The sequence below is a fragment of the Chitinophaga flava genome (assembly GCF_003308995.1).
GTDB classification, from domain to species: domain Bacteria; phylum Bacteroidota; class Bacteroidia; order Chitinophagales; family Chitinophagaceae; genus Chitinophaga; species Chitinophaga flava.
The window spans coordinates 1,296,199-1,321,840 of the sequence record NZ_QFFJ01000001.1; the positions used below are offsets into that span (position 1 = coordinate 1,296,199).

Sequence of the window (25,642 nt, forward strand, 5' to 3'; positions counted from 1 at the left end):
TTGGCAGGTTCCCGGCGGTCTCCGTTTCTTGTACACTAAAAACGTCATTCAATAGGTATCCCCCTACTGTTTCTTCATTAATTTTTTAATATCTCTGGCAGCGCTCGTATCTGCCAGGCACAAAAGGCCTCCTGCTGTTGCGGGAGACCATGTGGTGCAAAAACCATATCGGGTTATTTTTATACAGATGTCACACTAGTGCTTTTTGACCGGCTTGCGAACTGTATCTGCTTTAGGTCCGCTTTTCCCTGTGGAAACCACCGAATGCCTGCCATCTTTCCGGGTGGTATCAACGGCCTGTTTACGTTGTTCTTTTGACGGTGCATGCTGTGCCATAGCTCCGGATGCTGTAATCATTGTCACTGCTGTTGCCAGTACGGCTGCAAAAAATACCCTGTACTTCATAAAAACTTTTTTAGTCAAGTGAGTGAATATCCAGCGGAAATAACCGCCGTTGTATGACTGTAAAACATATGTTTGAAGCATCTTCCTATCTGTTTTTTGCATAGAGCTGTTAAACTTCTGTTAAAGGCCTGCGCAAATCTGTGGGGTTTTGTTTTGGTATCCGTAATTCAACGTTTCAGCCCCCATTATAGCAGCTTCAGTTTAAAAAGTCTCATTACCCATCATCCCGAAAGTAATTTTGCTAATTCTTAAATCCGAAACAATCAAGTTGTAAATGGGGGGAAACAATCTGGTACTGGCAAGTCTCCAAAAACATAAGAAGGCAATACTGGTAGTAACACTGACTTTACTATCAAACCTGTTTTTTATCCTGTTAATACCCGATATCGGAAACTGGATAAAGTATTATCCCAATCCCTTCTATACCATTCTGATTGAATTATCAATGCACCTTATAATCTGGTGGATAGTGGTTGAAATTGCGCTGTTTATCGACCGGTATTTTAATAGAAGAATGAAGTGGACAGCAACACTTGTCAAAAGGCTGTTTATTCAAACTATTGTTCAAATTGTAGTCATTCTCCTTTTTAACCTTTTGCTGATCCATATTTTCAAATATATGTCTGATCTGATCGGTTACCGGCCATACAGCGTTTATTACGAAAAAGAGTATAGCACTATTATCCGGCATATTATCGCAGATACAACGTTCTCCCTCATTATTATCGTCATGAATACAATGAACGATTTCATTATAACCTTTAAAAAAAATACGGGAGACGCAGCTGCACTCGGAATAAGCGACGCTCAACATAAGCAGGCTGCTGCTGAAGCAGCGCTAAAAATACTGCAGTTACAAATTGATCCTCATTTTATATTGAACAGCATGAGTGCTTTGTCTGAGCTTATTTTAAAAGACCAGCAACTGGGGTATGAATATGTTGCAAGTTTTTCGAAAGTATACCGGTATTCGCTGATCAATTCCAGCAAAGACGTGATCAAACTGGAAGAAGAGCTAAAATTTCTCCATGCTTATATATTTCTTATTACATATCGGGCAGGCTCGGGAATTTCCTTTGACATAGATATCAACAAACAGCTGTTACCACAAAAAGTTCCACCCATGACTTTGCAGCTGCTGATTGAAAATGCTCAAAAACAGAACAAAATGCTAAAGACCCATCCGCTGATGATCAGGATTTATGGAAATAATAAAAATGAGCTGATTGTAGAGAATAACATCATTCCGTTGGAAAAAAACGTATGGTCCTCCCGCACCGGGCTAATCAACATCAAAAACCGGTACAAACTATTGTCTGATAGGGAGCCCAGAATCGAAATCGATGGAAAAACATTTAAGGTAATAGTACCATTATTAAATTTTGAAGAGAAATGATACTACCCATGAATCATTAAATGCGGAAGATCTTCAGCGGCTGATAAAAAATTAAAACCCGGAAAACATCTCATACAAAAATGCCACTGCCTGCTCCAGCTCTTTTTCATTCATTGAAGCAAATCCAAAGCGAAAAGCATTATGTTCAATATCAACCCGGTAAATTTTCAGCTTAGGATGTGACACCAATCGAGTTACTGAAAATTCCGGATTTAATTTCACCCAAATTGCCATCCCACCTGACGGTAATGTATACGAGATATATTTGCCTAACTTATCTCTCAATAAAGCATCCAGAGAATCCCGGCGTTGACGATAACATTTTTTCGCTTTTTTTACATGGCGTTTTAGTTCTCCGCTTTTGATCAGAGCAGCCAACGCATTTTGCATATAACCATCGCCTCCAACATCAATTATTTTTCTCAACGCAACACACTGCATAATAAAATTCTCCGGGGCCACCATAAAGCCTATACGTAGTGAGGGCTCCAGCATCTTGGAAAAAGAACCTATATAAATTACATTTCCATCATGTTCGCAGCTAGCCAAGGGCAAATAGGGAGATGCCGTATAATGATAATCATAGTCATAATCATCTTCAATGATGGCAAATGAAAATTGGATGGAGAGTTTTAATAATTTCACCCTTCTTTCTGCGCTAAGTGTTACAGTCGTCGGATAATGATGGTGCGGAATTACATATACGGCAGTAACCTTTTTTTTCTTACAAACCGCTTCAATTTCGTCTACATCAATCCCATGTTCATCGATGCTTACTGCTATGAGTTGAGCGCCTGTTTCTTCAAATGCGCTACTGGCAGAAGGGTAATTGGGTTTACCAACCACAACATTGGAACCAGGCCCCAAAAGAAGCCGGGCAGCAACAAAAATCCCCATCTGTGCACCATGTGTTATCAAAAGATTGCTGGCAGCAATATTCAGCCCTCTTGTTTCAGAAAGATAATGGGCCAGCTCTTCCCTTAGTTTAACAGTCCCCTGTTCTGTACTGGTATTTGCATCTTTAATAGCATACTTGAAAGAAGTATAGGAGCGGTAGGTTCTCAACAAAGCATCGATTGGCGACAGCCTAACATCCGGGCAACCATCATCAATTATTATCTCCGGCTTCGATGTGGTGTTTGTTTTCTCAACGCCATTGTCTACTGTCCTGAACCCAATACGAAAGTCGTGCTGGTATGGCAACGCGGAGGGTGCCGCACTCCACTTCTGAGGTTTAAGCACGGGAATTCGTTCAGCTACAGAAATATATTTCCTGGGGATAATCACGATCCAGTCCTGTGCGCTCAATTCATCATAGGCCGCCATCACTGTTTTACGATGGACACCAAGAGATTTCGCTAATTCGCGACTGCCAGGCAGATGAGCACCGGCCTTTAATGTGCCGTTCTGAATGGCCTTCGTAATCGAAAAAGCGATCTGCTTATAAACAGGGACTTTATTTTCTTTGTCAATTATGATAATATGTTCAAATGGCAACATTCTGGACTACCTAACAATTAAAATCTGGATCATAAAGGTAGTCCATCTCCGCGGTATTTTTGCGTAAACAAACCAAAAGTAATATTTACACATGGACTACAAGATTAAAAAAGCAAGCCTGGAAGACCTGGACGAGACAGCTGAGTTATTCAATCTCTACCGCGTATTTTATCGTCAGGAATCAGACGTAGAAAAAGGAAAAGCTTTCCTGAAAGAGCGGTTTTTAAACAGCGAATCGGATATCTTCCTGGCTATTGTAAATGGGAAGGCTGTTGGTTTTGTACAGCTCTACAAATTATTCCACTATACTAAATTACAAAAGCAATGGCTGCTGAGTGATTTGTTCGTTCATCCTGACTACAGAGGGACTGGACTATCTGTAGCACTAATTGACCGCAGCAAACAATGGTGTGAAGAAACAGGTGCTTGTGGTCTGATGCTGGAAACAGAAAAAACAAATACCATCGGTAACAAGCTGTATCCTCGTTGTGGATTTGAATACGATGGGCTACATAACTATTATCATTGGTGGAAATAAAAGAGCGGTGCTATTCATATCCAGTGTAACTTTTAGTTACGCTGGATATAGCCTGTATAGTTATCCTGGTGTAACAACTCATAAAATACCCTACCTTGGCAGTGTAACTATCATTAATCCCTATGCACATGAAAAAGTTAATCATCGCAATTGGCCTCCTGCTTTGCGGCGGACTCGTAAAAGCACAAACTGTTAAATCCACCACTGGCACTACCCGGTTTACGGTAAGCAGTGATGGTGTCATTAAAGACAGGCTTTCCAATACGGTGGCTTATATTAAAAGCAATGGCACCATAGAGAATGCCAAGTACACAAACATCGGGTATATAAGAGATGAACAAATAGAAGATGCCAACTATTCTACCATTGGTTATGTAAAAAAAGACGGCACCATACAAGATCGCAATTACAGTATAATAGGGTACATCAAAAAAGATGGCACCGTCCAGGACAGGAACCACAGCAACCTGGGATCTGCCACCGGTATCAAAAAAGAGTGGGCTGCATTAATTTTCTTCTTTTTCGATTTCTAAGCTACCAGGATAGAAAATAGTGCAATGCCAATAGTTCCGCCGAGCTGTTGTGTAATGTTATAAAGTAATACGCCCTGCCCTACCTGTTTACCTTCCAGTTTTGAAAGCGTCAAAGTGCATACTGACAAGGATAAAGCGGCAACAGCCACGCCACGGACCAGCCATAACGGGAACGTATCTACGGATATATGTCGGTATGATATAAAACAGCAGACAGTCAACAGTAGCAGACCTATTATTATCATCATGTACTTCAGCCCCTGGGCCTTTTCTATCAGGAATGCAGTTGCAGGAAGCACCACAATCGGGAGCGCGATAATGGACCACAGCGGATTTGCGGACGCTGGTGCACCAGCTAATGATGCCATGGTAACAGAGGACCCGGCTACACCCAAGGCTGTAATGAAAGATAATACAAGACCAGTACGTACATGGGAATGTTGCAACATTCCTGTTGTTCTCTTTTCATACGATCCGTTTCTCACAAAAATTAATACCAGCACACCTGCAATTATACCCACCGGAATATTGGCAAAAAAGATATACGGCCAGGAGTAATTGTCTGCTGTGTAACCTCCGAAAGGTTGCGCCAACGCTCCACCAGCAAGCATACCAAGCATCACAAACACCTGTGAGGTCGCCCGTTTTTCGACAGGCCAGCTTTCGGTAATCATAGTATGAGACAACACCAGCATACCGCCGCCACCGAGTCCCTGCAGAAAACGGAAAATTGCCAGCTCCCGGATATCAGTGGCATTCCCACAGAAAAAAGAACCAACCGTAAAAAGTATAATCGTTATAACAAGATAATCCCTTCTGCCCAACAGCCCGGAAAGCCAGTTACTAAGCGCCATAATAACTAAGTTACCAAAAGAATAAGCTGCCACTACCCAGATTAGCTGGTCAGAAGATATGCCCAGATTCGCTTTCATCTCAGAAAACGCCGGATTGACGACTGAATAATTCATTACCGACAGTACAATGCAGATAATAGCAGCAAACGTTATACAGACACGCCGAAATCCATATTCGACCAAAGAAGACAGTTGTTTCATAGGAATGCAGGGAAGGGATTTTTTACGCTGCTAAGTTAGCACGATTTTGAAATTCGTTTCTTTTTAATGGGTGATAATTTTTACCGGCTGGTATTAATATTCAAATTCACCCTTTAAACAATGGATCATGTCAGGAAGAACAAAACTTATTCTTTGCAGCATCTCGGTAGTATTGACAGCCTTATGTCTCTATTATTTTTTGGGATAACAAAACCCGATTTAATATGGAATCGTTTGAAAAGGATGGGGTAAGCTGTCCGGTTATCCCGGCAAACCTGCCCTGGTATAGAAAGGTTGCTGCCTTATTTTTTAGGTTCGGGGTATGTCCTTTGTGTATCACGATGAGCCTGGCCTACAGCATTGGCCGGTTTTTCAGAAAAAGAAAAGGATAAGAGAGCAGTCGTTTCCATTCCTGGAAACGACTGCTCTCTTATAATATCAGTTTGCTTCTACTTTCATAGAAGACACTTTATCATTAAAGTTATTGTTCTTCAGGCAGCTACCATCGGCTGTGAGTACCAGTGAGTCACCGGTGAAGTTGTCGCCGTCATACAGGGTTACTTTTAATCCTGCGGGTATTTTAAGTGAGGAAGCATCGTTGTCGATACCGCCTTTGGCGGTAATATCAGCTGTTGTATAGCTGCCAATACCGAAAGAAGCAGACCATCCGGTATAGCTGCAGTTCTGGTACATGGTTGTCAGCAGATTATTGTTGCCGCCGGTTGGTGCAGCTTCTGCATAGGTGGAAGCTATTTTGATACCATGTACATAGTTGGTGATATCACTGGGATCGCCGCCATACACGCCGAATTTGGGATCACAATAATCGGCATCCAGTGTACGGGCCGGATAACGCTGGGTACCGTTAACGAGTGTTTGTTTAACACCATTGTACCAAAATTCTATGAACCCGATGCTGGCATCTCTGGATACTTTCAGGTGCAGTACCATGGTATTCCAGGTATTGCGGAACAGTGGTGTCACCCATACTTCGGTACCTATTTTACCAGGTGCGTAATGCATAAGATGAAGGGTGCCGCTGCTGGAAGTACTTACTACGATCGGAAAATTTTGTGTCATAGGCTGTGTGGAGCCATATGCTTTCCACTGGAATACCGCATTGGTGTTCTGTGTGGCTGGTATGTCCAGTTTAGATCGCCATCCGATGTAGATATCGTCGCCTTCCGCTGCCTGGTAGTTTTTGGCGCCGTGGCCTTCTGTACGGTGGCTGCCGGCGGGTTTGTAAAATTTCCATACCTGTCCGTAAACGGGATCTGTATCTACGGAGATAGTGCCTGTTCCTTCAATATTAAGCACTTTCCATACGTTAGAGGAGCCCAACGCTGCGTCGCCATCAAATAGAAGGGACTGCACATTTACAGTCGCAGTAGTAGCACCGTTTGTGGTAACGGTACTTTTACCGGGAAGGGCATTCATGTTTTTTGTACAATGGGTGAGGGTGAACAGTGTACTGCTGGCAAAGAAGAGGGTGGCAATTGCCTGAGGTGTTTTCATGTGGGGAATTTATTAGAGGTTATTTAGATATACCTAATATACAATTCCGGTCATGACCAAACAGATAGCATCTTCGCAGAAACAGGTACTGGATTCATCCAAACTTTACATGTGGCCCTTACATCAAATCCTGCAAATTCTCCTCCTTCTCCCAATAAGTTGCTACAATATGCCTTAATAGGCCAGTATATGATTTCAAAATTGATGGTTGACTAAAAGTATAGAATTGATCATGGGTAGTATGGAAGCCCATATAAAAAAGCCAGAACCCGATGGAAAGATAAGGTACTACAGCCAGCTCCTGCTCAGTGATAGGACGATATTCACGATATGCATTCAAAAAAATGGCATAGTCTTCATCTGCCGCTTTCTGCGTCATCCTTCCGTGATATACATCCAGGATAAGGTGTAGCCAAAAGGTCATGATATCATTTACCTGCCAGCCATAACCCATAAAATCAAAGTCAAAAAAGGTTACTGCATCATCTTTAAAATGAAAGTTTTTGGGGAGGAAGTCGAAATGGCAACAACCTTTTGAGAATCCGGCTGTATTTAACTGCGATAATTTTTCCTCTACCTGTCTGGCTGTTTGTTCCAGCCAGGCGTATCCTTCAGGATCCTCCGAAAAGGCAGGTCTCAGCTTTTCCAGTGGCTTGAAAAGGGTTGTCTCCAGATCAAAGCTCCACCTTTCTTTTCCCGGCGTGATCGTTGATCCTACCTGATGAAAGCGTCCCATTTCATGGCCCAGGACCCTAAGCTGGTTTTCATTCAGTGATCTGACTACTTGTCCCGGCGCATAGCTGAACAACACCAGGTATCTCTCTCCTTCAGCGGCATCAATCTTCAGGATTGTTTCTCCTGAAACAGCTGGAATCGGATAGGACACCGAAACATGGGCCTGCTTCAATGCCAGCAGCAAATCTACTTCTTCTTTTATTTGTGGGATATTCCGATGGGAAGAACGGTACGCCCGCAATATATAACGGACCCCGGAGGTTTCAACCAGATAAGTATCACCTACACCCCGGACCAGGAATTTACATTGAACTGTTCCCAGTTCGTATTTTTCTGAGATGAGCGAGGAGAGTGCAATAGGACAGAGCGTAGAATAAGTTGCAGGGAAAACAGTTTTCATGTGATAAAGGTAATATAATCCTACATGGATAGACAAGCCTTTAATTATCACGATTAGTTGTGGCATCAGATACTTAGTATTTTTCCCGATTGCATCATGCCAGCTTAATCAGCAATAATGAAGTGCCGGATCAGAAAGTGCCAAATATCTCCCAGCGCTGCTCAGCGGTACCTACAGCCCACCATTGACAGGCAGTCGCTCCGTTAGACATTGACCCCCCTCCTATGGCCAGGGCCTGGCCGCTGTTCCGGTTGATGATATTATAACTGCCATCTGTATTTTGTGTGATGGTCCATTCCTGTTCTGCTCCATTTGTTGCCGGCCACTGTAACACATCCGCTCCCGGTGTCTGTGACCCTGCGCGTACCGCCAGGTACTGCTGGCTGTTCACATTGATCACATGATATACATTACCTCCGAGACCCACAATATGCCATTTTTGCTCCTGCCCTGCTGTATAAGGCCACTGACAAGCACCTGCGCCATTGTAAGTAGCGGCTCCTCCTATTGCCAGGAATTGATAACTGTTTACATTCCGGATAATATAGCGGCCATTAAAAAAATTATTACCATACAGTGAATTTAAAGCCGCTTTATCGGTAGGCGTAAACGGTCTGTTTGTCTGGTTACCTATACAGGCCAGCATCCAGCTATCGGCAGTGGCATAGGTGGGTGTGCCTGGGATATTATCGGCGCCTGGCTCGTAGGTGCTGTAGCCACAGCTGTAATTTCTATCATAATAATCCGTATGCCGGAAACCTATCGCATGCCCTATCTCATGGGCAATAATGCTGGTGATGGCTTCCTGCGTAGGACCGACACCGTTAGTAATGAAGTTAGCTTCGTCAACAATGATTGAATTCCCCGGATCGCCTGCAGCACTGGGAAAAAAAGGCGTTCGGGCATAAACATTGGCTGGAAGTGTACCACCGGACACCACGATTTCCCCACCGCTACTGATCCGTTGGAAATTTAATTTCAGCCCTAACGCATTATAACGGCTGATAGCCTCGTCCACTCCTGCCACATAGAAATAAGATAGGCCAGACACAGAAATTGTTACGGTGCGGGTGCCATTAATGCTAAGTACAGAAGTCGTACGGTATTGCTCTGTTTTGGGTTTGCCGGGAAGAACAGGGGAACCATTTCCGGACAAAAGTGAATCAGCAATAAAGATATCTCCTTCTACAATATAACCGTCTTTAGTACGGATAACTCCATTCGTGTTAAACCCCATCTGTTTAATCACCGACAGATAATCTGTATTTGGTGTTACGGGGGGTTCATTGCTCTCTTTTTTACAGGATACAGCCACCAGCATGCTAATAGTACACAGGGCTACCTGCAATAGATTTTGCCATTTAATTTTCATGGATGATAAATAATTTTGAGGGTTAAAATTTAACCTGAGTCAGGGATTACATTCTTAGATAAACTGGCATGATGCTATTTTTCGGGACTACAAAACTATAGGTCAATACTTCAATAATCGGGAAAACGAATATAATCTCTTCCATCATTAAAATATTCTCTTCTTTCTAAATATATCCATCTTAACAAACATATTTTTCAGCATAATATTTAAAGATCTTATAGCGATAAAACACAGACAAAACTTCCCTATTGGTCATCTCTGCTATAAAAAGTAAATTTATTCCCCGGTTGTTATTATACCGGCACACTTATGAGTATCATCCTTTCACCTGGTCATTACTTTGGTAAGGAACAACAGTATAATGAGAATGCCTTCTTCAAAATGAATATTACGGCCTATCAGCCGAATACGCTTATCCATGCACATTATCACGAAAATGCCTATCTCAGCCTGCTGATCAATGGAGGTTATAATGAAGTGAGCAGGCATACAGAAAATGCCATCCTCCCCGGAGAGATATTATTCAGACCTTCCGGATACACCCATGCCAACCATTTCCGGGAACAGCCCGGCAGGTGCCTTAACGTGGAATTTAAGCAACCAGGATTACAGGAACTAATGCTGAAAGGCAGTCTTCCCTCAACACTGATGATTTACAAAGCTGGTACTTTTAATTATCTGTACCGGTTGTTATATGCTTTTTTACATGATCCCTCCACCACTTTACCGGAAGAATATATCCTGAGCTGGCTGTCGGAGGTGATGGAGATTAAAATACCTTCTCGTTTACCCTGGCTCTCTCAGGCCAAAACTATTCTGGAAAATGAATTCGACACGCATCATAGTATCAAATCCATTGCAGACAGGGTATTCGTACATCCCATCTATCTGGCGCGGGCCTTCAAGGAAAAAGAAGGGATGACCGTTGGTGGTTATCAGTTGAAAATGAGGGTAAGAAAAGCGATAGCCATGCTTTTTACTACCCGGTTGCCGGTAACGGATATTGCCCTGTCTTCGGGCTTCTCCGATACATCCCATCTGATCAGGGCATTCCGGCATTATTACCATTGCACCCCTCATCAATTCAGGCGGCAGATGAATAGTTAATCTGATACTATTTTTTTCAGATGCACCGCTGTTACTTTGTAAAAAAAAGTATGCGCCGACTTATTATCCTTGTATGCCTGCTTTCATCGGGATTACTTGCTGCTCAGCAAAAGCTCGACTATCAGCTGCAGGTACAGGTAGATCCGGAGAAAAAGAGCTTTGCCGTACAAGGGAGTCTTACCTTTGAAACCAATGCTGCTTCCGCCGATTCTGTTACCATTGTTATCAGCAAAGGAAAAGGCACCACACAGTTGCAGCTGCGCGATATTCCCGCCACTATGTATACCAGCACTAACGCTTCCGGCGATATCGCCTATCATTGGCGGTTTAAACATCCGCTGCGTACCGGCACCTCATTATATTTCAGCTATGCTTATGACCGGGGCGATGCCCCCTCCTTTCAGTTCTATCTCGACAGTAGTTTCTGTATGGCCGGGGGTTATGGCTCCGCATGGTACCCACAGGTGATGTCCCGTGCAGAAGATGGTACGGATAATTATACCCGTGGCACCGGCACGTTCCGTGTAACCACCCCACGCCATCTGATGCCTGTCATGGCCGCCAGCACATTTAAAACAACAACAGCTCCCCTTACACAAAGCTTCGAATTCCATTATGCCCAACCTGATATCTTCTCCCTCTACATCGGAAATTATACCCGGCAAGAATATCAGGGCCGGCTCCCCTTCTATACTTATTGTCTGAGTAAAACAATCAATGGCAGTGACATCTCCCGCAAAGCCGCATCCGTACTGGATTACCTCACTTCCGAATTTGGACCACTTGCCATTCCCAATTTCTCTATTATTGAATTTCCGGAAAAGGTATCTGAGCTAACCGGTATCGGCGGCGCCAGTATCCTGGGTGGCGTAGTGATGCCTACCGGAGCACTCCGGGAATTTAACTATGCACTCTTTGGCCATGAAATAGGCCACCAGTGGTGGGGAAATAAAATCCTTTCCAAAGGCAACGCAGGAGCCGACCTCCTCTCTGAAGGCATGGCCCAGTATGGTTCTTTACAGGTAGTACAACATTTTGACAGTACACATGCGATAGACTACCGGAAGACAGGCTATCCCGGTTACCTCCGGGACCAGAGCGGACTTGGTTACCTCAAAAATGCAGCTGCCGGCAATGATGAACCGCTGGTTGCCCTCACCGGCAGTAATGGCCATATCCTTGGAGACAGCAAAGGTTTTCTGGCACTGGAGTTATTATCCAATATCACAGGCAAACAGGTATTTCATAAAGCCCTGCGAAATATTGGAGACAAGTATAATCATGATGGTCTTACCTGGAAGAATTTTTTGCAGGAGATATCCGCCGCCTACGGCAGCAGCCTGGAATGGTTCTACCAGCAATGGTTTGAGCGTACCGGAGCCCCTGCATGGCAAAGCAGCTGGCAACAGCAAAACAATACGCTGCAACTCACACTCACCCAAAAAGACAGTGTTTATCGGTTGCCGCTGGAAGTATTGATCACCTATAACAATGGTGCCACCACGCTGCAACATATCACTATCCAGGAACGCACCACTCAATTACAACTGCCCGTAAACGGCCCTGTAACAGCAGTACAGATAGACCCCTACTTTAAAGTCCTCCACTGGGACGATTCCTTAACACCTATCGCCATCGCCCAGTCCAAAGTAATACAGGTATTAAATCTGCGGATACAACAAAAACCGGACGAAGCCATGGCACTGGCCAAATCCTACCTGCAAGCAGGTATTCCCGGAGATCACTACGGAGTGGAGTTCTCCCTGTATTATCAGCTGGGCCGTATCACCGCCGCACAAAACAAACCAGACGAAGCACTCGCCTACTATCAGCATGCACTGCAAAGTGCCTCCCGTGCGCCGGAATTACTGGCTTATACCTACTATCGCATCGCGCAGCTGGCAGCAGCAAAGAATGATACCGCCCTGTTACAATGGGCCTGCAACAATGCTATTACCGCCGATGAAGCCAATCAGAAAGCAGATGGTATGGAAGCAAAAACGATGCTGCTCAAAAAATAAATTTTGAAATTTGAAACAGCTGCTTATCTTTGCAGCCCTGAAACACAAAATCAGTTGCCCAGATGGCGAAATTGGTAGACGCACTGTGTTCAGGTCGCAGCGCCTGCAAGGGTGTGCTGGTTCGAATCCAGTTCTGGGCACTAGAAAAGGTTGTAAGTATTTGACTTACAACCTATTTTTTTTTGTGTCAATGTCGTTTTTGTACGCTTTTATCCGCTTTTGCCCACTATTGGCGACACATAATTGACACACGACATGACACACGAAAATTATTTCCTCTTTCCTAAGCTGCCAGCCAGTCCTACGTTTGGGCAGCATGACACAACGGCTGCCTGTGTACGAAAAAAATTCTTTCTTTCACTTTGGCCCGCTTTCCCACCATTTTGCAAATGGCTTCAAATCCTTACTGACACGGCATACTATTAGTGCCAATGGTTTCACCTTTAAACATCGTGCAGTATGAATCTATTGAAGCGAAAGAACACAAAAGGAGATAAAACCTATTACTATTATGACTTTGGACGTGGCAAAGGTCAGCGCCCTGCAACAGGTATCTTCGTATATACGATGCCCAAAGATCAGACACAAAAGAATCACAACAAACAGGCTTTAGCGTTACTGGAAGTAAAGAAAAGCCAGGCTATCATTGAGCAACAATCTGTAGGCACCGCCTACATTCCCCCCATAAGTTTAAGGAGAACTTTCTTGATTACTACGAGGAATACGTAAATATCCATAGACGGGATGGCAATAGGTATCTACATAATAGCCTGAATCAGTTCAGGTTGTTTCTGGATACGAAATTCATTTCTCCAGTGGATATAACAGCATCTTTATAAACTAAAAATCAAAAGTAAATTCTTACGAAAGAGACCTCTTATCTTAAGGTCTCAAATGTAACTCAACGCCCACAAACACAATAATGACAAACAACACAAAAAACAACAGACAACCACCGATTCCAATATAGGCGAAGAAGCATGCAGCACAAACGTACAGAACAGCTCAGCAACCACAAAGAACATAAATATATGCAATATTGCCAACGGTGTAATGGTATCCATCACCGGAGTAAAAGGAGGCTTCTTTAAAGCCTTGTCGTAAAGGCTGTAAATAATGTATCTACAAATCTCTTCATAACTATTATTCTTTATGCTTTCTCATTATTTTATTGTGCTCCCGAATGATTCATACAGCTAAAAGAAAGATGCTGTCTCCCTGCTTTTACCAGCAACGGAGACAGCATCTTTATAAACTAAAAAATCAAAAGTAAATTCTTACGAAAGAAATCTCTTATTTTAAGGTGTCAAATGTAGCTTAGTACCTATCGACACGATAATGATAAACAACCCCAAACACAACAGGGAACCACCAATAAGATACCCGGCCACACACCATCCTCCTTTTCTCCTTTCCTCCGGGCTTTCGTTCTTAAACTCCTCCATAATGTTGTTCCATTTATTCTTATCGTAGAATAACTTGTAATGCACCCACAGGTCAATAATTACAAAAACTATCAGCAAACTCATATGTTCCATTAAAGGCGAGGTTGCATGCATCACAAACGTGTAGAACAGCTCAGCAAGCACAAAGAACATTAACATATGTAATCCTGCCAGAGGCGTAATGGTATCCATTACCGGTACAGAAGACCGCTTCTTTAAAGCCTTTTCGTAAAGTCTGTAAATAATGTATCTATAAAATCTCTTCATAACTGTTATTCTTAATGCTTTCCCATTATTTTATCGTGCGCCCAGTTAAAACCGCCAGCCTGGTCCACTACGAAGTAAACAGCTCCAATACCAATACCAACAGGCCCGCCCCAGATTGTTGCAGCACATACAGCAGCATCTAGTGCAGCCTTACTGATATGCCACGTCTTGTCTCCTGTCGTAGCATCAACATCAGTTCGTTTCAATTGCTGACGTATTTGCACTACACTGACCCCTAATTGAAGTACGAATGCTCCTCTTCCAACAAAACCAAGCCCCTTGTACATTGGGAAGCCTCTTTTTCCAAAGAATTCGGCTTCTTCTAATCCGCTTGTCGTCGCAGCCAGTTTCATCATGGACTCCTGAATACCCAGCGCTGTAGCAGTAGATCCTGCTACTTTATTAGCTTTATCCCCTCCTGAAGAACCGAGAAATGTCTCTGCCGTATACGCTCCATTTTGCCCCCAACCTCCTGCCGTATTCGCCCACCCTTGGACCATTAGCATTTGGTTTATGTTAATCATCGTCATCGCCTTTGACATTTCCCATCCTACCTGTATCCCTGCTACATAATAAGAAGCGTTATTGCCTAGCACGACCTTTATCCCTGCAAGGAAATACACACTTGTACTTACCCGCTCATTACTGCCTTTGTCAGCCTGTCCTTGGTTGAAGCCTATCGCAGCCTGTGTATAGTTGGAAGCAAATCCGTAACTGCCCCATAAGTTAAACTGCGAAATTAACATAGCGCCCTGGGTAAACTCGGTGGTTTCATTACCGAATGCTTCATAGCCACCGGTTGGCGTCCAGGACCCACCATGTGAAAATCCTGGATTATCAAGCATATTGTCAATGATCTGGCGTACAGTGACCTCATCTCCCAATGGATCATTCAGGAGAACCGGATTGTTCAATGCATAGTTATAAGGGGAAAAATCACTAACTGAACCAGCTAATATATCTACTCCCAGGAACCTGCCTATCTGCGGATCATATTTCCTATAGAAGGTGCTATACTGATTCACATCCAACTCGCTTTCCCATTCGGCGCCGCCGTCGTACCTGAAACTATTTTTCAGTGCAGGGGAGGACGCATCACTGGAAATACCCGCCATTTGCACACCAAATGGGTAATAATGCGTTTCCTCTATTACGGGGCCTAAAGATACACCAAGCATTAAATTATCAAAATAAACATCCTGCTGACTTTCGTTGCTGGTATATACGTACAGGAAACCACTCTTAGTAATCGGCATTTTATCAGTTCCCAGGGTTTGCAGCTGGTCTGCCTCTTCCTTTACCTGTTTAACACCGCTGTTCGCATCTACCATATTAAACTGGTCATCGAAAAGCACGTAATTCAAGTATGCCCGGGGTCTGTTTGCTGCATCAGGATCTTTGCCAGGGGCTTCGTTTACCAGCCGTTCATAATCTTTAGATGTGAATTTTGAACCGAATGGCGAGTTGCTGCTTTCCGTTCCGGTATGTATATCCGGCGTTCCGCCCGGTCCATTGAAGTTATTCACCAAAGCCGTTAACATTTCTTCCGGCATGGCACCGGCTTTCTGTTGCTGGGGCCCGCCTGACTTATAAAACGCCTTGGTCATAATCTGGACAGTATCGCCGGCTGTTACCTTCAATACAAGCGACGGCCCTACCTTTTGCCCTCCGGAGCGGCCATTTAATCTTGCTACAAAAGCATTTTTGGCCGTTGTATTATCTTCCGGATAACCAGCGGGTTTTGCTACGCGGCTTGCGTCGATATTGCTGAACAGCGCATTTTCAACAGGTGCTGCAGAGGTTTCCATCGTAGCAGCATACAACTGAACATCGGTTTGTTCGGTCATGACAATCCGTACATTCCCCTGATGGTCCCGCTCAAAATAATCATAGACAAGGGAAACAGGAGTGCCTGATTTATAGATCGCTCTGATCCGGCCTTCTTCATTACCGATAAATTGCAAACTATCGTTCTTGTAAATGATCCCCCCGGCATAATCTGTTGTCGTAATTACCGGTACTGATTTACTATTATCCGTTACCGTTTTCCTTACCTTCTGACCGGAAGCATCGTAAAAATACCGTACGGTACCTTTCCCTGCCACCGTAATCAATTCGGGCCTGTTAAGAATATTATAGGTAATGCTGGTAATGTTCTTATTGAGGTCTTTCGTCATGTTACCGCTGGCGTCGTAATCGTAATCAATCGGGTTTGTGCCATTGGCATCTTTAAAATCCCCCAATGCTGAATTAACATCATTTGCAGCATCTATTACCCCCTGTAACTTATTGGACGTTGCCGTATAGGAATAAGTCAGTTTATCTACAGGAGCAATCGTATTACCTTTTAAGCCCAGTTGGGACATCGCGGTAATATTACCATTGGGATCATATTCCAGGCCGCTCACCGTAAAATCCGCTTTATCTTTTGTCCAGGCAGCACCGGGGGTATTCTGTTGATTAAAATCAGCGTTTACCAGTTGATTAAGGTTGTCATAGGTATATCCATATGCCCTCGCGACCTTATCATTCCATCCTTTCCACCGGATACCTGCAATGTTGCCACCGTATTGAGGAACATCGAACCCGATATCATAACTCAATATCTCCCCAAATTTGTTCATCCCGCTATTATCGGTATTCACGTAATTTTTGTTGATCCCTGTCAGCCAGCCACGGATATTATAGTCATACACCAGACTGTCCAATGTGCTGCCATCCGATTGAATCCCCAGTGTCTTCTTCCTCAGCATCCCCATACTGTTATATTCCTGCTGTACGATCACCCGTTCCATGGCGGCATTGTCGTTGGGTCTTTTTCTGATCTCCATTATCCTTCCTGCATGGTCATATTTAACAACAGACAACATGGAAGTAGTTGGAGTGAGCACACTGCGCGGATTACTGTGCGCCAGGTAATTGCTGAGCATTTTTCCATTGAAATCATACAGATTGGTGGAAATATCCTTACCGCCGGTCACGTTGTCAGCAATTGTTTGTATAGCCCTTCCTCTGGCATTATAATATACCGTAGTTGTCAGCCATTGGTCCGTACCCAACACCCGTGTTTTTGTTCCAGTCATTTTTCCGCGAACGGCAGCAGCATTAAAATCCATATCTGCATTGGGATTTCCACCATCTGTCAGCCGGGATGTATAACTTCCCTGAAACGAGGAAGCGCCTGACCAGCTGTAATCATCATAAAAAGCATAAGACAACCATTCCACATTATCTTCAGGAGGAGCAGGGTTTTTCACCACAATATCCGAGTAGGTCCCATTGGTACTTTCAGGATCAATAAATGCATCCATATTATCACCTGGAGATGTCTCAAAACCATCTACAAAGGTAATTGACTTGCCCGCTTTATAGGTATTAATGCTGATGTCCCGACTGGACACCGTCATGTCATCCGTCTGTGACAACACCTTATTTTCCTGCAATGCGGAGCCGCCCAGATCATCCATTGCCTGTTGCAGCTGGGCACGGGTTTTGGCCTGGTTATAAAACCCGGTTTTTATTTGTCTGTCGAGTCCATCATAATAGTTTACCTGCCAACCCTTATCTTTTAAATTAGCTTTACGGCTATAAACAATACGGCCTCTGCTATCATATACCATTTCTGTCAGCCCGGCACCAGGGGTGACCATCGCTACTATTCTCTTTTTATCGTCCAGCTGATACTGAAAACACAGCTCGTTGCGCAAGGTATCACTATCCAGCAGCCAATTCCCCATGATCTGTACTACCGCTTTGGGACTGATGGTAAAGCGCAGGTTGTTCACTTCATCGTATATCATGTAAGTCGACTGCCAGCCAATATGGCCCGGGCCTGCCGTAGCAGTTACTTTTCTGCGAAAAAGGATCACGCGGCCTTTCTGATCTATGTATTTGACGGTTACCTGATTCTGTTCGTTTGTTTCTGTTTGTACCAGCAACTGGTCGGCCCCATAAATTCCGGAAGATATGGGTATGGCGCTGATATCGGGCGAAGTAATGGCCCATCGGCGAACAGAGTCAGCTACCGTGTTGGTCCGTTGTGTGATGAAAGTACCGCGTTGACTACCTTCCCAGGAATTGCCAGGAGCAGTAGCTTTCATAACCATCTCCAGGGGAGACCGGTCGTAGTAACTTTTACCGTAGTGCACCTGTTCACCGGGGAACAACGTCTCATTGGCCTGTTTGGCTTCCTGGTAAACGTTTTGTTTAAACAGCCCGTCATCACCGGAGGCGGCATACGGCAGAAATTTTTGTGATTCCCTTCCCATAGCGTCGTACGTATTCATATACACCAGATCTTTCTGACCCGGGGAGAGCTTATTTAATATTGTCTGCAGTGGCCGTCCCATACCGTCTGTATAGGTCGTTGCAATCCTCACATCATTGACACTGCTTTGCATCGTAATCGCCACGGGGCTGGTAATGGGCTTTACAGGCGTATAGATACGTTCAAGGCTCACTGCAGTGGTGTTGTCAAAACTCCGCGGCAATGTATCAGGTGTCGCAGCAGCAGGTGTCGTTACACCATTTGGTTTATTCTGCCCACGAACGAATGTGGTTGTTGACAAAAGGGTAATCGCAACAGGAATAAATATTGATTTCATAGAAGAAGATCCGCTTAATGAACGTACAGGTTTACATACAGGGTGATGGAGAATACATATCATATAAATCTGAAACGCTGCCATCCGAAAACTCATATCGATAAACGCAGCGCCAGCCGGTCTTTTCGGGTTCTGATTCAATGATTACCCTCCTTCCGGTTTCACATTTCCCGTTAATCATTTTCTTACCTTCTCCCTCACAAACCACAGGAACAGGACATAAGGTTTCATCGGCGCCTCCGTATTCCCAGCTGTACATGCCATAAGTAGCGGAATGGGGGTTAACATCCTTTCTCTCCTTTTCAAAAGTGCCTATATTAACACCAAAACTGGTGACACAGCGTTTGCGGCCGGTGTACTCATATCTGGGCTGTGGCGTACAGCCTATTTTTCCCGTTACCACCCATTTAAGGGCGCCCCAGGAGGCACTGTTTGTATTGATATCCGTGAGCTGTACTTCCTGATATCCGGTGATACCATCAGCATCGGTCTGACAACGGAATTCCCCTGTAGTATCCCAAACAGGATTCGTATTAAGCAGCCCGTTCATGGTATACTCTTTTTTCTGAATAATTTCACGGTTCTCATTCCTCACCAGGATGAGCCTCTTCAGGGAATCATAAGTATAATATCTCACTTTGTTGTCCGGGGCGCATTCAGATGTAATCCCAACCAGCGGGTCATAAGTTCTTGTTTCCATGCTGGCATTTGCAGGTAACAATCTTACTTCGTCCAGTTTTGCAACACCTGAAATATTGATGGCTGACTGTGTGATTTTATATTCATTAAAAACCCATCCTGTCTGACTATTTGCTGAGGAAACGGTTTTAGTGGCGCCAGACACAACTGGTTCAGGTCCTTTATACCAGAAACTCATGATGTAGGGCACAGCCTGAGAAATATTGCTCCTGGTAATGGCACCAGTGGCCAGATTGTATATGTAATCTCCGGTTACAGCGGTAATATCCTTCTCCGGAACGCCGGCATAAGAGAAACTTCCTTTCTCCGCACTTTCGAAACCAGTATAGGCAATACCGTTATAAGCGGCATTCTCCGCTTTCACTACCGGCATTTGTTTATCCGTGCTTAACATCATTGAGGTGACCACACCATCCTTTTGCATGGTCTGTAAAAAGCCTTTTTCATCGTATTGAGATAATATGCTGTTTAGGCTATAGAGATTGGTACCTCTTACCAGCGTAGCAGGATCAAAGACTCCAGCTACGGATAATGGCACAGGGGCATTGGCGGCAAACTCGTAGTTCCGGTAAGGGCGCAGAATATTATGGAAAGACTGGAATTCCGTGATATTGCCACCCGTCATACGCGGATTATTGTCACCAACGATCCATTCTTCCGTGGATATCAGTTGAGTAATCCCTTTTGTTTTGAAGACAGGGAACGTACCTGTTGAAATCGTGTAATCTGTATTATAATATAGTCTTTTTTCGATACTCAGACCTTTTTCATTATCCAGGTCCTGTACCATTTTGGTGATACCAAAATGCACGGGGCTATAGGTATAGGAAATGCTGTTCGTCACCCCCTTAACCGTATATCCCGTAGGATAACTGGTTTCGGTTGTTTTAGTCAGTTCTGTTCTGCCAGTAACCGGGTAATAAAGGCCCGTCTGGAGATTTTTGGTTTCATAGGTAATATACCCGCTGCTTGTATGAGAAATCAGCGCAGATGTAGTATTAGCCTCTTTAAGCTGGCTTTGAATAATATTAAAAGTATTAACCGTCTCTTTCTTTAAGGAACCCATGTAATCGTAAACACTTACTTTTTTCAGCAATCCTAATCCCCAATCTGCCTTATCTATCGGCAGATAAGGGTAAGAATTCTTTACCGGGTTAAAGTTGATGTCACGAAAATCACTGAATTCGTACACGGTTTTTCCGTTGTCGGATGGTGATTTTCCCTGAAAGACCTCCACCCTGTTATATCCGATAGGATTACCGGAGGCATAACTGAGATTGTTCACCGGATCTGATGAAACGATCCTTACGTCACGCATCTTCCCATCAGAGTAAACGATCGGGCGATGGTATTCATAGTTGGGATATTCCGCCATATATCCGGACGAAGTAACGCCATCTGCGGCAACATATCTGTAATTCGTCACTACAGGAGGCGCGCTGCTATTGGCAGGAAAATCTGTTACCTTTTTTATTCTAATGCCTCCGCCTATTAGCTTCTGGCCGTTTGTCACGTTGTTATTCCAGCTTACCACCACTGATGACTCCATCGGCAAAGTGCATGCGCCGGATTTCTGCACCGTCAGCCTATAATCACCAGACGGAACATTCAATTCCCATACCGCGCTCCCTCCATTATACAACGCTTGATAGCTATAAGTCCTGCTTTCTATCAGCTGACCACTACTGTTCTTCAATGCAAATGACCAGCTACAGTTTAGCGGGGGAGCTTCAGACAAGTCGGCGCCGGGGTCGAAACGAATATTTAAGCTGTGTTTACTAGTATAATATTGGTTCAGACCAAGGGTATAAGTTCCGGGCGCATTTGCACTAACATATACCGCTTCTGCTGACGGAATTACGCTGGCTCTGTCATGTGATTCAAAATCAAACTCACGGACCATTCCACTGGGATAAATCATCTTTTTCAAACTCCCGGCCAGTACATAAGTGGCAGAGGGTTCTCTGTCTCCCCCATCGACTCCTGTTAGCGCCGGAATAGCCGTTCTGTTGGCCTTTCCATTATAAAACCCCCAATGGTCCCTTGAATTTCTACCTATCTCAGGTGTCAACAGATAAAAATTATTGAAAAGCATCCCTACGTTGCCAGGTAGAAGATAGTCGGTGTTATAAGAGAATGTGTACTGTGGTAACTGGCCCAGGGGTGACAATTTTACAATACGCCTTAAAAAGGAAATATAGGTACCGGAACTTGGATCAAAGTTATAGAAATTGATCCAGGTCTTCTGCCGGACGTCATAAGTGACATAATCAAACCGGTAACTGTCGGCAAGGCGTCCATTGTTATAAACCTTAATAAATTTCAGTGCTTCTTCCCCATCATCCGGCCGCTGGCCACGTTCTATAGAAAGCACCTGACCATCCGGCATAGCGATTTCCTGCAATTTTGCATAATGACGTGTATAACTCTGGTTTCTACCGCCAGAATGTGTATAAGTAAGCAACGTAGGCTCCAGCGTCAGGGTTTCTGAGTAGGCATCATTCTTATCGGAATCATACCATTTATATTTAAAAGTAACCGTATCTTCATTAAACGGTGTTATTATTCTTGTAAGATTCCAGGCAGTCGGATAATACTGGTTATTAAATACCTCCGTTCCGTGGACTACAAGTATTTTATCCATACTCATATCCCTGAATTCGTAAGAGGTCCCGTCTGCAGTGATAATGGTAAATCCAGTCAATGTGTATGCAGGATTACCTTGTGTAAATTCAGGAATAATCTGTATGTTCTTCTGCTCCGCCATCCTAACCTTCCGGTCCTTTCCTATCATGAATTTTCCGGCAATACCATTACAGCTATAAGTATATGCGTCTGCCTGGCCATCCTGCTCCCGGTTAAAATACTTTAGCCGGATACTATCTGCCATGGTAGCCGGGATAGCTGGCATATCTATATAACCAAATTGCGGATAATCATCCGGCACACCTCTTACAGATCTCGTAACAGCGCCACCTGCCACCAGGTTCCAGCTTAAGCCAGCCTCATTGGCGCTTTCCTGTACCTGGACGCCTCCAGAAAAATAATTCAGACCGACATCCACATTCAGGGAGCCTTTTTTATACGTAAAAATCGGCACACTGATTTTTGGTATCCCTGTAAAAAGATCAACGGGAATACTAACTCCCCTTTTCTGCGCCAGGGTTCCCCCTCCGTCCGCCGTCCCAGACGGCGTGGCATCCTGGGCGGTAGCTATAAGTGGCACATAGAAAATAAGACAGGCAAGAAACAGCCTTGTAAATGCTCTCATAAGTTACGGTTGTAATTCGGGACAAAATTCTTATCAACACTATCCTCTTTCCCGTAAAAGAAGATAGTGCATGTTCTTTTGTTCTACCGCTAAAACAGTCTCTTTACCTGTATTCATTAACCAGGTAAAAAATTCTGCGACTAAACTCCTTAGTCCGGAATCTATTCAGAAAAGGAAATGATGCCCTGTAAATAACTAAAAGAAACATAACCATGTGGCCATAGTAAAAGGGTCTTCAATATGCTGGGCACATTAAACAGGCTAACTATTGTTTGTTTGTTCAATAGGTATCGAAGTACTGTTCTTTTCACTTCTGCTATGGGTAATTTGCTGCCTTTGGCTGAGGCAAGGGTATTTCCGTTCAAATAATTCAGACGCATGGCTAGTTGTATAGGGTGGGTTCAACATCCACTATTCCATGCGAAGAAATAAAAAAAAACTGGCGAGACAAAATGAAAAATAATGCTTGATCTGTTGATATCTGCTTTTTCACTCAGCTATTTGGTTGGCAAACCGAAACTGGTGGGCAACTTTCAGGAACAGGCCCAGTATGATACCAGGTCTGTTATATATACTACATATCAATCCGGCTTTGGGCAAATTCCTCCCGGATGATGACGTTTAAAATGGTTTCTTCATTTGAGGCTATGGATTTATCAGGGTCACAGTGCAAATCCCAGAATAGTCCATTTCCTGAGCCGGGAGCATTTGTTGTCTATTTTATATTGTGTGGGTTGTCAATCATACAACACCATATTCCATCTGCACCTTTACGAACCACATCTGTTGATGTTCCGGAATATTTCGCAGGATTTCCCTTCTCATCTGTATAGTCAACTGCCCAGTCAAGAATAAACAATGCTATATCTTCATTTATCAATGTGTGCCTTGTTGCTCCTGATATTTTTCCATTCAAAGCAAAATACGGTTCCAACGCACTCTTTAATGTTGCTCCCTGAGCAGTCTTACCCGGACTCTCAGCAATAACAGCATTTTTCTCATAATATGCATCTATCAAGTTGTCAAATTACCCTGGTTGAAGTAATAGATGAATACCTCCGTTGTTTTATGCGAAGTTGTTACTTTTGGCGCTTCCTCTGTCATTTTTATTTTTGCTATTTGTGAATAGATTTGTGTTCTTGTTGAAAATAAATCTCTGATTCATCAACACTTCAAAACTATCTACACTTACTTTACAAAAGATAGTAGTCCCCAAAGTATAGTGACTTTTACAACTAAAGCTTAAATAAATGAAGAAGGTGTCAATAGAAGAATGTGCCCTTTCAATCCTTCCTATCAGGGATGTGCTGGATATTTTAAGTGGCAAATTGAAGCTGCAAATTATCATGCTACTGATGTTTGAAAAAAGAAGATTTAAAGATTTACAAAATCATATCCACAGGGTTACTCCTAAAATGCTTACCAAGGAACTACGCCGGCTTGAAATGAACCAACTGGTAAACCGTACAGTGTATGATGGGACACCTGTTATATTGAATATTTCATAAGGCCTTACGGAAGGACGCTTAAAAAATAATCCTTGAAATGGAAGATTGGGACAAGAAGCATAATGGTGAATCCTATATAAACTTTTAAAACTTAATACCTATAATATGAAAAAAGTATCCCTGAAAACGATCCCTGTTTTACTCACTACAATCTTGTCTTGTTATCACGCTAAAGGACAAACACTTTGTAACTGTACCCGCTTTTTAATCAACAATGCTGTTGACGATCGCACAACAGCATTACAAGTGAATGGTGGACTGAAAATAACCGATGGCTTTCTCAAAGCCGGCCACGGAGTCCTGATAAAAGAAAATAATGGCAACTATGCCTGTAATGGGTTTACCACATCTTTTGCATTTGCTCAGATATACGCAAATATCACCTTTCTGCATCAAAGTATTCATGTCCTATTTTCTGTATAAGATTTATACTCAATAAGATATAATTGATCGAAATGCTATTAGCTTTGCGCCGCAACAAATAATTTGACCTATGAAAGGAATATTATTGGCCGTGGCCATTGTTTCAGCTGTGGCTGTATCCTGCTCTAAATCTTCCGATACCCCCCCAAAGCCTTCTCAGAATAAGATGTATCTGGCTTTATTAAAAGGTAATTATGATAGTACCATCATGGAATATAATGCTGATATGACCATTAAACGAACTGCCAACTTTACTATTATCGGACCATACTTAAATTGGGATGCGCTGTACGCATATGATAATGCAAAACTTGCATCCTTAACATTTGGGGGTGTAAAGTTCGATGCCAGCTACGATTCTGCAGGAAATCTCAGTTTTGTTGACACTAAGAATGTATATGATGACCAGCACAGGATGATTGAATCACGCATATACCTGGGTAGCGATAAGGTGTATTCCGGAGTCGATAAACTAACCTGGGATGGCATGAATCTGATCAGAATAGACTGCTATAATAAAGATGGTAAGTTGTTTTATGTCAAGAACTACCAGTATGATGATAAAATTAACCCACTACGCGATATACCCGTAGGAACCAAGAAATGGGAAGATCCAGCGAAATATCTGTCTGGCAATAATATAATAGATGAAAAATCAGAAGATCCTAATGGAGGATATTCCCCACATCAAATTTCCAGATATAAGTACAATGAACGTAATTATCCGGTAAGTGCCGAAGTGTACTCCGTTTTCGAGGGGACTAATTCATTGATGGATTCACTGAATTTTACCTATCTCCGATAAAATATGTAGATAAAATCCGGACCTGTAGCCAGGCGAAGTT

19 protein-coding genes and 1 tRNA gene are annotated in these 25,642 nt (G+C 43.4%); 10 read left to right on the top strand and 10 right to left on the bottom strand.

Translation table 11 applies throughout. The features are described from left to right. Positions 1-195: 195 nt before the first annotated feature. Positions 196-405 (bottom strand): hypothetical protein, encoded by a 210-nt coding sequence (locus tag DF182_RS05065; protein ID WP_147243348.1) that lies wholly within the window; start codon positions 403-405, stop codon positions 196-198. Between the two features lie 619 nt (positions 406-1,024). Here DF182_RS05065 and DF182_RS05070 point away from each other — a divergent pair. Further along, entirely contained in the window at positions 1,025-1,801 is a 777-nt protein-coding gene (locus DF182_RS05070; protein WP_161964060.1) for a sensor histidine kinase, read from the top strand. Positions 1,802-1,852: 51 nt separating this feature from the next. Here DF182_RS05070 and pdxR read toward each other — a convergent pair whose 3' ends face one another. Then, on the bottom strand, positions 1,853-3,301 hold the full coding sequence (gene pdxR, locus DF182_RS05075) for a MocR-like pyridoxine biosynthesis transcription factor PdxR (RefSeq protein WP_113614580.1): 1,449 nt from the start codon (positions 3,299-3,301) through the stop codon (positions 1,853-1,855). 91 nt (positions 3,302-3,392) lie between these two features. On the opposite strand from pdxR, the gene DF182_RS05080 reads away from it, so the two are divergent. Beyond that, positions 3,393-3,839 carry a GNAT family N-acetyltransferase gene (locus DF182_RS05080; RefSeq protein ID WP_113614581.1) on the top strand — a complete coding sequence of 149 codons (447 nt, stop codon included), beginning with the start codon at positions 3,393-3,395 and terminating at the stop codon, positions 3,837-3,839. A 128-nt stretch (positions 3,840-3,967) separates the two neighbouring features. After that, a complete protein-coding gene (locus tag DF182_RS05085) occupies positions 3,968-4,372 on the top strand; it encodes a 5-fold beta-flower protein (RefSeq protein WP_113616778.1) in 405 nt (134 codons plus the stop codon). Here the strand turns inward: DF182_RS05085 and DF182_RS05090 are convergent. From DF182_RS05090 to DF182_RS05105, 4 genes are all read right to left on the bottom strand, one after another. Next, complete coding sequence (locus DF182_RS05090) at positions 4,369-5,427, bottom strand: MFS transporter (RefSeq protein ID WP_113614582.1); 1,059 nt, start codon at positions 5,425-5,427, stop codon at positions 4,369-4,371. The two genes, DF182_RS05085 and DF182_RS05090, sit on opposite strands and share 4 nt — an antisense overlap. 438 nt (positions 5,428-5,865) lie before the next feature. Then, positions 5,866-6,942: a heparin lyase I family protein gene (locus DF182_RS05095; RefSeq protein ID WP_113614583.1), complete on the bottom strand. Its 1,077-nt coding sequence runs from the start codon at positions 6,940-6,942 to the stop codon at positions 5,866-5,868. A 118-nt stretch (positions 6,943-7,060) separates the two neighbouring features. Then, positions 7,061-8,077: a phosphotransferase enzyme family protein gene (locus DF182_RS05100; RefSeq protein WP_161964061.1), complete on the bottom strand. Its 1,017-nt coding sequence runs from the start codon at positions 8,075-8,077 to the stop codon at positions 7,061-7,063. Positions 8,078-8,207: 130 nt separating this feature from the next. After that, positions 8,208-9,449 (bottom strand): M57 family metalloprotease, encoded by a 1,242-nt coding sequence (locus DF182_RS05105; protein WP_113614585.1) that lies wholly within the window; start codon positions 9,447-9,449, stop codon positions 8,208-8,210. 312 nt (positions 9,450-9,761) lie between these two features. Between DF182_RS05105 and DF182_RS05110 the strand changes: the two genes are divergently transcribed. The 4 genes from DF182_RS05110 (at position 9,762) to DF182_RS05125 (ending at position 13,309) form a co-directional block, all read left to right on the top strand. Then, positions 9,762-10,559 carry a helix-turn-helix transcriptional regulator gene (locus tag DF182_RS05110; protein ID WP_113614586.1) on the top strand — a complete coding sequence of 266 codons (798 nt, stop codon included), beginning with the start codon at positions 9,762-9,764 and terminating at the stop codon, positions 10,557-10,559. Positions 10,560-10,609: 50 nt separating this feature from the next. Beyond that, the gene (locus DF182_RS05115) at positions 10,610-12,580 is read left to right on the top strand and encodes a M1 family aminopeptidase (RefSeq protein ID WP_113614587.1); all 1,971 of its coding nucleotides are present in this window, start codon (positions 10,610-10,612) and stop codon (positions 12,578-12,580) included. A 56-nt stretch (positions 12,581-12,636) separates the two neighbouring features. Continuing rightward, a tRNA-Leu gene (locus tag DF182_RS05120) sits at positions 12,637-12,720 on the top strand. Positions 12,721-13,039: 319 nt separating this feature from the next. Further along, positions 13,040-13,309: a hypothetical protein gene (locus DF182_RS05125; protein ID WP_113614588.1), complete on the top strand. Its 270-nt coding sequence runs from the start codon at positions 13,040-13,042 to the stop codon at positions 13,307-13,309. Positions 13,310-13,878: 569 nt separating this feature from the next. On the opposite strand, the gene DF182_RS05130 is transcribed toward DF182_RS05125, so the two are convergent. The 4 genes from DF182_RS05130 to DF182_RS05145 form a co-directional block, all read right to left on the bottom strand. After that, complete coding sequence (locus DF182_RS05130) at positions 13,879-14,292, bottom strand: hypothetical protein (protein ID WP_113614589.1); 414 nt, start codon at positions 14,290-14,292, stop codon at positions 13,879-13,881. 11 nt (positions 14,293-14,303) lie between these two features. Next, positions 14,304-18,896: a DUF6443 domain-containing protein gene (locus DF182_RS05135; protein WP_161964062.1), complete on the bottom strand. Its 4,593-nt coding sequence runs from the start codon at positions 18,894-18,896 to the stop codon at positions 14,304-14,306. A 31-nt stretch (positions 18,897-18,927) separates the two neighbouring features. Continuing rightward, the gene (locus tag DF182_RS05140) at positions 18,928-22,866 is read right to left on the bottom strand and encodes a hypothetical protein (protein ID WP_113614591.1); all 3,939 of its coding nucleotides are present in this window, start codon (positions 22,864-22,866) and stop codon (positions 18,928-18,930) included. Between the two features lie 715 nt (positions 22,867-23,581). Beyond that, the gene (locus tag DF182_RS05145) at positions 23,582-23,884 is read right to left on the bottom strand and encodes a YybH family protein (protein ID WP_113614592.1); all 303 of its coding nucleotides are present in this window, start codon (positions 23,882-23,884) and stop codon (positions 23,582-23,584) included. 241 nt (positions 23,885-24,125) lie between these two features. Here DF182_RS05145 and DF182_RS05150 point away from each other — a divergent pair, with 241 nt between their 5' ends. The 3 genes from DF182_RS05150 to DF182_RS05155 all read left to right on the top strand — a co-directional run bounded on the left by DF182_RS05150 (position 24,126) and on the right by DF182_RS05155 (position 25,602). Continuing rightward, the gene (locus DF182_RS05150) at positions 24,126-24,374 is read left to right on the top strand and encodes a winged helix-turn-helix transcriptional regulator (RefSeq protein ID WP_161964063.1); all 249 of its coding nucleotides are present in this window, start codon (positions 24,126-24,128) and stop codon (positions 24,372-24,374) included. A 105-nt stretch (positions 24,375-24,479) separates the two neighbouring features. Beyond that, positions 24,480-24,797, top strand: coding sequence for a hypothetical protein (locus DF182_RS32100; protein WP_147243349.1), 318 nt, complete (start codon positions 24,480-24,482; stop codon positions 24,795-24,797). A gap of 70 nt (positions 24,798-24,867) precedes the next feature. Further along, positions 24,868-25,602, top strand: coding sequence for a hypothetical protein (locus DF182_RS05155; protein ID WP_113614594.1), 735 nt, complete (start codon positions 24,868-24,870; stop codon positions 25,600-25,602). Positions 25,603-25,642: the final 40 nt, after the last annotated feature.